Source organism: Luteolibacter luteus, assembly GCF_012913485.1.
In the GTDB taxonomy this organism is placed as follows: domain Bacteria; phylum Verrucomicrobiota; class Verrucomicrobiia; order Verrucomicrobiales; family Akkermansiaceae; genus Haloferula; species Haloferula lutea.
This window is the reverse complement of sequence record NZ_CP051774.1, coordinates 4,366,195-4,379,158: the sequence shown is the minus strand read 5'-3', so window position 1 is coordinate 4,379,158 and position 12,964 is coordinate 4,366,195. Positions and strand designations below refer to the sequence as shown.

At 60.0% G+C, this 12,964-nt stretch carries 9 protein-coding genes and 1 tRNA gene; 3 read left to right on the top strand and 7 right to left on the bottom strand.

Going from position 1 to position 12,964, the window contains the following annotated elements; all coding sequences use genetic code 11:
* The first annotated feature begins 36 nt into the window (after positions 1 to 36).
* From HHL09_RS26590 to HHL09_RS18070, 3 genes are read left to right on the top strand one after another with little or no spacing between them, the layout of a single operon-like run.
* On the top strand, positions 37 to 1,134 hold the full coding sequence (locus HHL09_RS26590) for a homocysteine S-methyltransferase family protein (protein ID WP_240963659.1): 1,098 nt from the start codon (positions 37 to 39) through the stop codon (positions 1,132 to 1,134).
* An 18-nt stretch (positions 1,135 to 1,152) separates the two neighbouring features.
* A complete protein-coding gene (metH, locus tag HHL09_RS18075) occupies positions 1,153 to 3,918 on the top strand; it encodes a methionine synthase (protein ID WP_240963658.1) in 2,766 nt (921 codons plus the stop codon).
* A 27-nt stretch (positions 3,919 to 3,945) separates the two neighbouring features.
* The gene (locus HHL09_RS18070; RefSeq protein ID WP_169456028.1) at positions 3,946 to 4,203 is read left to right on the top strand and encodes a hypothetical protein; all 258 of its coding nucleotides are present in this window, start codon (positions 3,946 to 3,948) and stop codon (positions 4,201 to 4,203) included.
* Between the two features lie 64 nt (positions 4,204 to 4,267).
* Here the strand turns inward: HHL09_RS18070 and HHL09_RS18065 are convergent, their stop codons facing one another.
* The 7 genes from HHL09_RS18065 to HHL09_RS18035 form a co-directional block, all read right to left on the bottom strand.
* Positions 4,268 to 5,098 carry an alpha/beta fold hydrolase gene (locus tag HHL09_RS18065; RefSeq protein ID WP_169457800.1) on the bottom strand — a complete coding sequence of 277 codons (831 nt, stop codon included), beginning with the start codon at positions 5,096 to 5,098 and terminating at the stop codon, positions 4,268 to 4,270.
* Positions 5,099 to 5,372: 274 nt separating this feature from the next.
* Entirely contained in the window at positions 5,373 to 5,804 is a 432-nt protein-coding gene (locus tag HHL09_RS18060) for a hypothetical protein (protein WP_205760879.1), read from the bottom strand.
* A 14-nt stretch (positions 5,805 to 5,818) separates the two neighbouring features.
* Positions 5,819 to 6,613 (bottom strand): SDR family oxidoreductase, encoded by a 795-nt coding sequence (locus HHL09_RS18055; protein ID WP_169457798.1) that lies wholly within the window; start codon positions 6,611 to 6,613, stop codon positions 5,819 to 5,821.
* A gap of 465 nt (positions 6,614 to 7,078) precedes the next feature.
* A complete protein-coding gene (locus HHL09_RS18050; protein ID WP_169456027.1) occupies positions 7,079 to 10,150 on the bottom strand; it encodes a serine/threonine-protein kinase in 3,072 nt (1,023 codons plus the stop codon).
* 47 nt (positions 10,151 to 10,197) lie between these two features.
* A complete protein-coding gene (locus HHL09_RS18045; RefSeq protein WP_169456026.1) occupies positions 10,198 to 10,938 on the bottom strand; it encodes an RNA polymerase sigma factor in 741 nt (246 codons plus the stop codon).
* 89 nt (positions 10,939 to 11,027) lie between these two features.
* Positions 11,028 to 11,102 (bottom strand) — tRNA-Asn (locus HHL09_RS18040).
* A 102-nt stretch (positions 11,103 to 11,204) separates the two neighbouring features.
* A complete protein-coding gene (locus tag HHL09_RS18035; protein WP_169456025.1) occupies positions 11,205 to 12,800 on the bottom strand; it encodes a hypothetical protein in 1,596 nt (531 codons plus the stop codon).
* Between the last annotated feature and the right edge of the window lie 164 nt (positions 12,801 to 12,964).

Genomic DNA, 12,964 nt, shown 5'->3' with positions numbered 1-12,964 from the left:
TCTTGCGAATTCGTTGACCAGTCCTAGCCTGCGGGCATGCCGCGCCCCGACCCTACGGCCGAACTCCAGCAAGCCCTCCGCCACCGCATCCTCGTCTTGGACGGCGCAATGGGCACGACCATCCGCACCTACGGCCTGAACGAAACTGACGCGCGGGGGCCGCGCTTCGCGGACTCCAAAAAGGACCTGCTGAATAACGGCGATATCCTCTCCATCACGCGGCCGGATGTGATCGGAGACATCCACAAGCGCTTCTACGAAGCGGGCTCGGACATTTGCGAAACGAATACCTTCTCCGCGACCTCGATCGCCCAGAGCGAATTCTTCATCGATGACCCGCGGGAGCACGGTGGGATCAAGGATCCGGAGTTCTTCCAGAAGATCATCGAGAACCCGATGCTCCGTGATCTTGCTTGGGAACTGAACGTGGAGTCCTCCCGCCTCTGCCGGAAGTGGGCGGACAACATCGGCAGCGACACCGGCATCAGACGCTATGTGGCCGGTGCCATCGGACCGCTTACGGTTTCTCTCAGCACCTCGCCAGATGCGAATGATGCGGGCTTCCGCACCGTGACCTTTGATCAGGTCAAGGAAGACTACGTCCGCCAGGTGCGAGCGCTCATCGAGGGCGGCTGCGATATCCTGATGGTGGAAACGATCTTCGATGCACTCAATGCCAAGGCAGCCTTGGTCGCGATCCAGGAAGTCTTCGATGCCGATGGCCTGAAGCTGCCGATCATTGTCAGCGCGGCCGTGGGCCGTGGTGGCGAAACGATGATCTCCGCGCAAAAAGTGGAGGCTATGTGGAACGCCGTCGCCCACGTGAACCCGCTGGCGGTTGGCTTGAATTGCTCGCTGGGCCCGGACCTGATGAAGCCGCATCTTGAAGAACTGGCGAAGGTCTCTGCGACCCACATTTCCTGCTATCCGAACGCCGGCTTGCCAAATCCCTTGGCTCCAACCGGCTTCGACTTGGAGCCGCCGCACATGAATGCCTACATGAAGGAGTTTGCCTTGGATGGCCTGCTCAATCTCGCAGGCGGATGCTGCGGCAATACTCCCGAGCACGTTGCTGCCATCGCCGAAGGCGTGAAAGGCGTCGCCCCGCGCGAAGTGCCCGTTCTGGAAAACTGAATCTCCCCTTTCCTTCCCATGTCCACCATTCCCCGAGTTCTCAGGCTTTCCGGTTCCGAAGCGTACAATCATACGCCCGACAAGAACTTCCTGATGATTGGCGAGCGCACGAACGTCGCCGGCTCGCCGAAGTTCGCGAAGCTGGTGCGTGAAGGAAAGCTCGATGAAGCGCTCGAGATCGCCCGCCAGCAGGTGGAGAGCGGTGCCAACGTGATCGATATCTGCTTCGATGACGGCCTGATCGACGGCAAGGCGATGATGGCGCGCTTCCTCCAACTGGTGCAGAGCGAGCCTGAAATCTCGAAGGTCCCAATCATGGTGGACTCCTCGAAATGGGAGATCATCGAGGAAGGACTTAAATACCTGCAGGGCAAGGGCATCGTGAATTCGATCTCCCTGAAGGAAGGCGAGGAGAAGTTCATCCAACAGGCGAGGCACATCCGTCGCTTCGGCGCGGCGACCGTCGTGATGGCCTTCGATGAAAACGGACAAGCGGCGACTTACGATGAGAAGATCCGCATATGCGAGCGCGCGTACCGGGTGCTGGTGGACAAGGTGGACTTCCCGCCGGAGGACATCATTTTCGACCCGAACATCCTGACCGTCGCAACGGGAATCGAGGAACACAACAACTATGCTCTCGATTTCATCAACGCGACCCGCTGGATCAAGACTCACCTGCCCCACGCCAAAGTCTCGGGCGGTGTCTCGAACATTTCCTTCTCTTTCCGCGGCAATAACGTGGTGCGCGAGGCCATGCACTCCGCCTTCCTGTATCACGCCACGAAGGCGGGCATGGATATGGGCATCGTGAATGCCGGCATGCTGGAGGTCTACGACGAGATTCCGAAGGAGATGCTGGAGCACGTGGAAGACGTGCTACTGAATCGTCGGCCTGATGCCACCGAGCGCATGCTCGAATTCGCTGAGCGCTTCAAGGGCCAGGGTGGAAAGAAGCTGGAGGAAGACCTCAGCTGGCGCGAGGCGTCCGTGGAAAAACGCCTCGAGTACGCGCTGCTGAAGGGCATCGACAAATTCATCGACGAGGACACCGAAGAAGCGCGCCTGAAGTATGGCCGTCCGCTCAAGGTGATCGAAGGCCCGCTGATGGACGGCATGGGTGTGGTCGGCGATCTCTTCGGCGCGGGAAAAATGTTCCTGCCGCAGGTGGTGAAGAGTGCCCGCGTGATGAAAAAGTCGGTCGCATGGCTGACCCCCTTCATGGAAGCGGAGAAGGCGGAATTCCTCGCGGAAGACATCGCGGGCATCCTAGCGGAAAATCCCTCCATGTCACAAGAGGAGGCCGTTGCTCTCGCCGGGCGGCGCCGTTCCGCGGGACGCTTCCTCATTGCCACCGTCAAAGGCGACGTGCACGACATCGGCAAGAACATCGTGGGCGTGGTGCTCGCCTGCAATGGATTCGAAGTGACGGACATGGGCGTGATGGTTCCATGCGACAAGATCCTTGCGAAGGCGAAGGAGATCGGCGCGGACGTGATCGGGCTTTCCGGTCTTATCACGCCCTCGCTCGACGAGATGATCCATGTGGCCAAGGAGATGGAGAAGGGCGGCTTCAAGCTGCCGCTCTTGATCGGCGGTGCAACCACTTCTTCCACGCACACCGCGGTGAAGATCGCCCAGCATTACTCGGGCCCGGTGGTCCACGTGCTTGATGCTTCGCGCTCGGTGCCGGTGACCACTTCCCTGCTTTCGCCCGACCAGAAGGAAAGCTTCATCGCCGAGAACAACGAGCGGCATCGGAAAGCGCGTGAGGCCTTCACCGGCGGCCCGAAGAAGGAAACGGTGGGTATCGTCGAGGCCCGGGCCCAAGGCCGCTTGACCGATTGGTCAAGCTACACGCCTCCGGTGCCTGAGTTCACCGGCACGCGGACGATCGCAAACCAATCGCTGAGGGAACTGGTGGACTACATCGACTGGACGCCCTTCTTCCACGCATGGGAGCTGCGCGGCGTGTGGGATCGTGACGCCGGGGTGCTGAAAACCCGGAACGAGGAAGGCGCGAAGGAAGCTGCGAAGCTCCATTCCGAGGCCCTCGAGCTGCTGGAAAAGATCATCGCGGAGAAGCGCTTCCTCGCGCGAGGGATCTATGGATTCTTCCCGGCGAACGCGGATGGGGACGATGTCATCGTTTGGAAGGACGAGTCCCGGAGCACAGAGCAGACCCGCTTTCACTCGCTACGGCAGCAGATCAAGAAGGACAGCGGCAAGCCGAACGAGGCGCTGTCCGACTACGTGGCACCGCAGGGAGCTGGAAAAGATTACATCGGCGGCTTCGTGGTCGGCATCCATGGCGCGGACGAATGGGCTGCGGAGCTGGAGAAAGAGCACGATCCTTACAATGCGATCATGGCAAAGGCGCTCGCAGACCGCCTGGCAGAAGCTTTCGCCGAGTTGCTTCACCACCGCGCGCGCGTTGCATGGGGCTACGAGCGGCCGAATGAATTCGGCGCCAACGAGCTAATTAAGGAACTTTACCGCGGCATCCGCCCCGCTCCGGGCTACCCGGCCCAGCCGGACCATACCGAGAAGCCAATCCTTTTTGACCTATTAGGGGCTTCGGAGAAAACCGGCGTGGAGCTTACGGAAAGCTGTGCGATGCATCCCGGAGCCGCCGTCTGTGGTCTCTACTTCAGCCATCCGGAAAGCCATTACTTCGCGATCTCTGAGATCCAGAAGGACCAAGTGGAAGACTACGCCCACCGCAAGGGCATGAGCGTGGAGGAAGCGGAGAAGTGGCTGGGCCCCTGGCTGGGGTATCAGTGATTGCCTCTGTCCTGAACACTAACCGCCATGAAGAACTTCACCTTCAATATCCGTTGGAAAGAGGAGTTGGATGGATTCGTGGATGGGCACCGCTTCACGGTGGAAATCACGATGGGCTCGCTTCACGTCTACTTCCCCAATGAAGTGACTTGGGAGCGGGATGCACCCGATTGGGCGAAGGGAATCTGGCCGGAGGCGTCTGATGCGGCGGCGCGATGGGCGACAGGCCAGTCGATTCCTTTCGACATCGATGATCGTGCTTGGGTGAGTTTCGCGAAGGAGTGAAGGCTCCCGGACTCCCCGCAGGGAGGGAACGCGGACAGTCCGGAAGCTTGCCAGGGAACAAGGCTTAGCTTTTGGCAAAGGCCAGGAGGTCGGCATTGAAGCGCTGCATACTCGTATCACCGACGGCGTGGCTACCGCCATCGTAGATGAGCAGCTTGGAGTTCTTCACCAGCTTCGAAGAAAGAAGGGCGGAGTTTTTGATGGGGACGATCTGGTCGTCGCTGCCGTGAACGATGAGCGTGGGGACATCGATTTTCTTCAGGTCCTCCGTGAAGTCAGTTTCTGAGAAGGCCTTGATGCAATCGTAGGCGCTCTTGTAGCCGGACATCATGCCTTGGATGAACCAGGATTGGACGAGACCAGGGGAGAGCTTCGCGCTGGGGCGATTGAAGCCGAAAAAAGGTCCCCCAGCGAACTCGAGGAAGAACTGGGCGCGGTTGGCGAGGTAATCCCGGCGGAGGCCGTCGAAGAGTTCCATCGGCAAGCCCTCGGGGTAGGCCTCCGTCTTCAACATGATCGGCGGCACCGCTCCCGCAAGAACCGCTTTCGAGACGCGCTTCGTGCCGTGGCGGCCGATGAAACGTGCGACTTCACCGCCACCGGTGGAGTGTCCGACCATGATTGCCTTCTTGACGTCGAGCCTCTCAAAGAGCTCCGCCAGATCGTCAGCGTATTGATCCATGGTGTTTCCTTCCCAGGATTCACTCGAACGGCCGTGACCACGGCGATCGTGGGCAATGCAGCGGAAGCCATGGGAGGCCATGTGGAAGATCTGGGGATCCCATGCGTCGGAACAGAGGGGCCAACCGTGGCTGAAGGTGACGACCGGACCGTTCCTAGGTCCAAGGTCCTTATAGAAGATGGTGGTGCCGTCTTTAGTGGTGATAGTGTTCATGAGCTTGTTTGCGTTCTTTGATGCAGGTTGGACTTGAGCCAGAGCAGAGGCCTTGGCTTCAGGCGGAGTGGAAAGCCCCGTGACAAAAGCGGTGCCTGCCACGGTGGAGAGGAAGTGCCGGCGCGTGGTGTCCGCTGCCGTTTTCGGCGGTGGCATCTTCGGCGAGCGATTGGATGATGAATCTGTTTTCATAGTGCGAAGGTTTCCGTCGCGGCCGCGAACCTATGGAGGTTCACGACCGCGCAGAGTCATGAGCCGGGCCAGACATAGGATCTCAGGCGTCAAGATAAGGCCTGCTGCGGGACGACCAGATAGAGAGGACGATCCCGATCAGGGCTGGCAGCGTGACGGCCGGAAAATCCTGGACGATCACTGACGGAGGACAGATGCCAACAGCCACTTCCCAGAAGTGCAGGATGGCATGGGCACAGAGCCAGACCGTGGCCGCCGTCCACAATGCAAAGCGGCTCATGAGCTGGAACATTCCAATGCCGAAGGCCAAGCCAAGCGCCATCTGGATGAGTCCAATGTCCTGGACGAAGTGCTGGTTGAAGGGACCCGTGTGCGTGACCCCGGGAACCGTGCGATACCAAGTCTTTGGCGCGAGAAGCATCACCAGCCCGTTTCCGAAAAGGAACAGGGCATTGATCGATGCCATCACGAAGAACGCGATCCCCCAGGCCCGGCTGCTTGCTTTGGTCTTCATAGCCGTATCCCCTTTCAACGTTTGGCGAGCGCGGTCGCCGACGCTTGCGGTTGTCCCTTGCGGACCGATTGCGCGAGCCAGGCCTCATAGTGCACGGCGCCAACCCGCGGATTCGTGCCAGGCGTCAGGCTCATATCGTCCACGGCGGCGCCGAAGTAGAGGGCTTGCGGATCCGCAACCACTTTCCTTTCCTCGCCATTGGCGGCGAGGTATTGCCTCACCATTTCGTCCTGACGAATCCGCTCAGGCCCGGCAATTTCCATCATGCCGTTAAGGGGATCATGCAGAGCCAAATCGGTAAGTGCCGCTGCAACGTCGTCGGATGCCATCGGTTGCATCATGACCGGGGGAAGGCGCACCGCGTCTTCTTCTTCGGTGGCCGACTTGGCGATCGAACCCGCAAACTCGAAGAACTGGGTCGCGCGAACGATCGTATATGGGACCGGAGAAGACTCGATCAGCTTTTCCTGAGCGAGCTTGCCGCGGAAGTAACCGCTCGCCTGCAGGCGATCGGTGCCGACAACCGACAACGCGACGTGGTGCTTCACGCCTGCAGCGGCTTCCGCTGTCAGGAGATTGCGACCGGAAGTTTCGAAGAACTCCAGAACCGCGCGGGCCTCGAAAGATGGAGAGTTCGCGACATCGACAACAACGTGCGCTCCTTTCATGGCTTCTGCCACGCCTTCTCCGGTAAGCGTGTTGACGCCTGAGGAAGGCGCGGCGGCAATCACCTCGTGACCCTTGTCGCGGAGATTCTTCACGACCTTCGAGCCGATGAGGCCGGTGCCACCGATCACAACGATCTTCATCGCGTGCGAGGCACTTCCGTTTCCGTTTCCATTTCCCGTGTTCATCGTAGTATTGGTTTGATGTTGGATTGAGGAGACCGGCTTTCATCGGAGCGCTGGCGGCGATCCGTGAAGACGGCGCTTCAATCCGTGCTTACGGAAGTGCTTTCGCGGTGTGACAATGGAGTTGCGGCGGTCTGAGTGCCTCGCGGGAGGCCAGCACTGTTTTTTATGGTCCCCGCCAGAAACACCCGGTTAAGAACCCTGAAAACCCCATGCGGAGCGCTGCCTGTTCCGCCTGTTATAACAGGGAAATAACAGGCGCCCCTTTCCCACCGACGGCGCGTGAGCGCTTTGCCCGAGGTATAACAAGGTGACAGCTTTCCGGAAGCTATGGCAGTGGTCCCCATTCGAGGGATCACGGCAGCCACCATCGCTCACTTGCGGTACTCCACCGGGAGGCGGAGCTCGGGCCCGCTTGAAAAGTCACTCCACCTCCAGAATGCCACCGAGCTTGAACCAGGTACCATTGGGACGCTTCATCAGAAGGTCCATGGGATCACCTCCGCGAAAGGGAACAAAAAGGGTCATGCCATCCCTATCCCTCAACTCGGTCCCGGAAACCCCATCGACCATGAGACTGCGGGAGACTGAATATCCCTTGCTGCCGCCATCAGGATGAGTCTCAGTCCAAGTCGTGCCTTTCCTTACCCACTTTCTCTTTCCGGGGTCCGGCGGGAAAGGATAGTTGAAGGTGAAACCCGCGGGCATTCGTTCGAGCACACTTTCCACATCCCCAAGATCACTGAATCGCCCCGGTTTTTCACGAAGCAGGGCCTGGAAGTCGGCCCGCTCTCCCAAGACCGGGATGTCCCTCGTCTTGCAAAAACTTCCGATCCCCTCGTAGCCGTTCGCCACCGCTTGCCTGAGCATTCTTACGGACTCCTTCTTATAGGCTTCGCCGACGGAACTCGTGGTACGATCACCACCGAAAGCCTTGAGGGACCGAACAAAGGCGGACGCGGCCCATTCCCAATTTTCCCACTGTTCGGGCGCGAGCCGCGCGACCTGCCAAGTGGAAGAATAGGCCGCCTGGTAGTCCCCAAGCTTCAGTTGGATTTCAAAAAGCCGTTCAAGCTGCCCTTTCAAGTGACTCCGCCACTTGTCGGGCTCACGTTCGAAATCCTTGCCCCGGAGTTCCAAAGCGCGGGCCAGAAGCTTCTCGGCATCAGCCATCTGATTCGCCTCTTCTTTCAGAGAGGAATTTTCCGTTAGAGCCGCGATGTAGGAATCACGGTGCGAGCCGTTGGAAGAATCCACCGAAAATTTGTCGAAGCATTTGATTGCCTGATCGAATGCGGCCGAAGCCTCGGCATTCCTCTTTAATTTCCGGAGGGCGTTTGCCAACTCCAAACGGGACACCCCCTCGTGATTGAGATAGATGTGTTCCCGGGGAAAATCCAAGGCAAGGACACCGAAGGCATCCGCACCTCTCTGCAGGGCGGGCACCCCTTCCTCCAAATTCTCCATCCGGCAAAGGAGCTTGCCATGCTTCACCTCCAGATGGGCGAGAGAGGTCCTGAGATCTTTTTCATCGGGGTTCTTCCGGACCAGCTCCCGATAAATCTTCCGCGCCTCGCGATACATGTTGTCCGCCTTGCCGCGATCTTCCTGTTCATCGAGGAACCCCGCGGTCCGGGCTTTCAAAAATGCGAGCTGCAGCATCTCGCGAAGTTCACCGCTCTCAGCCTGAGCCTCCTCCTGAACCTTCACAGCCCGCTGAAACGAGGCCGAGGCTTCTTCAAGATGTCCCCGTTCCTGCTGGGAATTTGCCAAAGAATGAAGAGCCAAAGCCAGATTACGACGGACATCCCGGCCCTTCGGATCCTTCCTGTAGAGCTCTTCCATGATCCCCACTGCCCGATCCGTCATCGCGACCGCAGCTTCACTTTCGCCAACGCTTCTCAGGATCACGGACAGGTTATGGGCCCGCATCGCAGCCGAATGAGCATAATGAACTTCATCCGGAAAATCCGCCACCAGGCCACGATCTATTTCCTCTGCGGCGTGGATCGCAGCGATGGCCTTCTTCCGTTCTCCGATCTCATTATACAGGATGCCAAGCCTGCCCAGGGCCCATGCGCGATGGGAACGGATCTCAGGAGCATTCCCTTTCCGAGCACTCGCTTTTTCATAGAAGGAGGTCGCCCTTTGCAGCAAGTGGATCTTTAAACCCTCAAACTTGGGGTCGCCGAGCTCCTTGTAGGCCGTCGCTGCACTCAGGAAGGTCTCCACCGCCTCGTCGGCATCCTTGAGATTCTCCTCGGCTTCCTTGCGATGAGCTTCCGCCCGCCGGGCTTGTGAAATGCTGATGACCGTGCCCAAGACCAAGGCGAGAAGGATGAGAAAGCCCGCGACCAAAGCGGGCCCATTCCTGCGGGCAAATTTCCCGCAGCGATAGGTCCACGTGGGGGCCGCAGCCGTGACGGGCTTTTGCTCAAGGTAGGCTTGGAGATCCGAGGCCAGCGCGTTTGCCGTCTCATAGCGGCGCTGGCGATCTTTCTCGAGCGCCTTCATCGTGATCCAATCGAGGTCACCACGAAGCGATCGAACAAGCCGCGCGGCATCGGTTCTCCGCTGTCCTGCGACTAAATCCGCGACATTGTCCGGAGCCTTGCCGACACACAGGCTCGGCCGCAGCGGCTCCTGCTCCCGGATCACGCGGAACATCTCATCGACGGCCAGACGCTGCCCATGTGATGCCAGCGGCGTGGTGCCCGTCAGGAGCTGATAAAGGATGACGCCCAACGCATAAATATCGCTGCGGGTATCCACGTCCGGCGTGCTACCCGCTTGCTCTGGGCTCATGTAATCCGGTGTCCCGGCAACAACGCCGGCCCGGGTAAGAAGCAGGCTGGAGCGAAACATGTCATCGGCATCCGCGCCGAGTGCCTTGGCAATGCCGAAGTCGATCACCTTCGGCACAATCTTGCCGTCTTGTTCTGCGAGGAGAATGTTCGATGGCTTCAGGTCACGATGCAGGATCGCTTTCTGGTGGGCGTGTTGGACCGCTTGGCAAACTTCGATCAGGAGTTCGACCCTCTGCCGGAGCCCGAGCTTCAGCTCATCACAACGCGTGACGATCGGTTCACCGCGGATCAATTCGAGCACGAAGTAGGGCCGCCCGGTTTTGGTCGTCCCCGCATCAAGCACCCGGGCGATATGGGGATGATCCATCAGGGCCAGTGCCTGACGTTCCGCGCCGAATCGAGCGATGATCTCCCGGCTATCCATCCCGGGCTTGATAAGCTTCAGAGCTACCTTCCGCCGAATCGGCTCCGTCTGTTCTGCCAGCCAGACGTTTCCGAAGCCACCACTCCCGAGCAGGGAGATCAGGCGGTAGCGACCGACCCATTCGCCGGGCTCTTCGAGGACATGCTCCGCCGGCTCGTCCTCATTTTCATCTTCCTCCGGCACGCCGAAGCCGAGACCAAGCAAAGCGAGCTCTTCCTCCCGGGTCTCGGGATGCCATCGACCGCTGCTTTGATCCTGAGGCATGGGAGAGAGAGCCGCGTGGCTCCGGTTCAGGAAAGAATCATCCTTCGCTATCCACGCAAGGCTACCTTGAGCGCACCGAGTTCTTCATCGATGCGGGCGTCGTCCGGCTCGTGCAAGGTGGCCGCAATCTGTTCGCGGAGGCAAACGCGGAACTTCTTCCGGAGACGGCTGACAGCTTGTCGTGCCGCCTCCGCGCTGAGCCCGCAGGCCTTTCCGGCAGCCTCGTAGTCACGATCTGCAACCGAGTCCGGAGAGAGAAAGGAACGGAGAGCTTCGAACTGATCACCGCGTCCCGCGCTACGTTCGCCTTCCTCCAAAGAAGCAAGCGTTATGCGCAGGAGTGACTGCGCCCAAGCGCGATCGTAGAGCAGCTCCGGTGTTTCATCGCTGCTCAGATTTCGTGAGTAGAGTTCCTCGCCATCCTCAAAGGTAAGTGGCAGGTGCTCGCGCCCCCCGCCACGCTTCTGGGCCCGTTCACGGTCCCGGACATCGCTGGCGTAACGCTGGAAGATCTTGAGGAGAAAAGTCCGCAAGGTCCCCAGATTGCGATCCGCCAAACTGAAGACCTCATGCTCCAACGCATGGATGAAGAAACCCTGCGCAAGATCTTCGGCATCTTCCTGGCTGCGGCCTTGCCTCCGTGCGAAAGCATAAAGCGGATACCAGTAATCCTGGCACAACTGGGCGAGTGCCTCCCTGCGGACAACCTCATCGTCCTTGGCAAGCATGTGCAGCACTCTCGTCCAACGCGTGGTCGGAAAGTAGGAGTTACCGGGTTGAGGCGACATTTTCCTCCGTCAGAGGAGTAGCCGCAATGCACCGGATCACAACTCCGGAAATACAAAAGGCGCACCATGAAGGATGCGCCTTTGAAAATTGGCTCCGGCGGTAGGGATCGAACCTACGACCTAGTGGTTAACAGCCACCCGCTCTACCGCTGAGCTACACCGGAATTTAGGAAACCAACCCCGGGAACCGGGGCGGGCGGAAGATGGGACTACCCAAGCTTCACTGGCAAGGGAAAAATAGAAACTTTCCTCACTCTTCTTTCATTTTATTCGCGACCGTAGCGCTCGCGGAATTGGCGGAGTAAATCATCGATGCGGTCGCCGCCGGAACTGGCGCCCACCGGCTCGGGATTCTCCCCGGAGGCAACAGCAACTTCGGGCTCTGCCACTTGGAAAGGCGATTGGGAGGGCTGGAAATGCGGGGTCTCCACCGCCATCACGGGCTCCGCCGGGGAGAAACTTTCAACAGACTCTTCCCTCTTCTCCGAAAAAGGAGAAACGGATTCATCTTCGATCCCGGGCTCCGGTTCCAAGGAAACGGCCGAAGGCGGGATCGGAGGTGGAGTCGAACCCTGATGGAGCGGCGGCGGCACGACTTCTACCGGTGTCTCCACGAAGACGGACTCCTCGATGGGCGGCACACCCGCGTCTTCTTCCCGGAGTGACGAGACAAAGGAATCCTCCATGGCCGGCGCGGCGGAGGCTGCACTGGCGACCGTGACGACGGTGACCGGCTCGGCGATCGATTCCGACGCAAGCAGACGAACCGGAGCGCCATCCTGTTCTTCCGCGAGTTCGGAGGCTTTTTTCAGGACCCGGCGGGCATAAAACTCCCCCGGGGCGAGGGCCAGCTTGTGCGCAAGGTGGGCAGAGTCCTGCGGGAGACGGGCTTCGAGAAGGGCGAAGGCGGAAGCTTCATCCAAGGGCTCCAGGCGGATCTCGACCTCGCCAAGGCGATCGAGCAAGCCGCCGCTGAGTGCGGGAACGAAGGCGCTCTCCCAAATGTCGTCATTCAGCGAGACGATGAGATCGACGCGTGGCGCATCCTGACGGACGGACGCAAGGAAGCTGGCAAAGCGCAGGGCCGAGGTAGGCTCGGCATGCATGCCTTCCAGATCATCCGCTGTCACGGCGACGCGGCTGATAAGGGAAAGCAGGGCGAGCAAGGCGGCATAGCGCTCCACCCCGGCCTCGGTCACGGCGGACTGAATGATCATGCCGGTGCGGCCCGGGTGCTCCGGCACGGCAACAGCGAAGCGGAAGAACGAAGCGAGCCAGAAGGATGCCTCATTCAGCGAGACTCCGGTGCGACGGCTAAGCTCCAGCGCGAGGCGAGGACCCAGCACTTCGAAATTCTCCTTCGTCCAATGCGCGGTGACAGCCTGGGAGTGATGGAAATCGAAGGTTTCCACCGGCCGCTGGCGCAGAGCGGACAGCGCGGCCTCGCGATCCTGACAGGGAACCTCACCTGAAGTGACCAGTGGCTGGAGAGCCAAGGAGAAGAGGCGGCGTGCGAGCAGATCCAGATTCGTGAGTCCTCCGCCGGCAGGTAGCGGACGGGTGAGGCGGCGGAGCGCGGCCTCGATCGCGCCAGCAGCATCCGTGCGAGAGCCATCAAGCGGGGTCAGGGGAAGGAATTCGTGGGAGCTGCCCAAGCGCTGCTGGACGTGGGAAAGCAAGTGGGTCTTCCCGTAGCCGGCGCGGGGCGCGCGGAGAAGGATGCCCCGGCCGGGGGCGTCGACGGGAGACTTCAGCACCCGTTCCATGCGGGCTGTGGCGGCGGCATTCACCCCGGGGGCATGCGGGGCGGCGGGCTGCCCGAGAGTATCGAAAAAAGGCTGTTGGGTCAGTGAATCTGCCATGGGGGAGAGGACCGTGTAGGAAAATCATGGGCAGCCGGCCCTTTCTCCACAAGGAAAGAAAGGCTGCTGCCACAAGCTAGGGAGGGAGATAACAGCACCTTGTGTGCCCCCTCGGAAAAGGATTAAAGCCGGGGTAGGGACCGGGTCAGGAGCCCCGGAGTTCC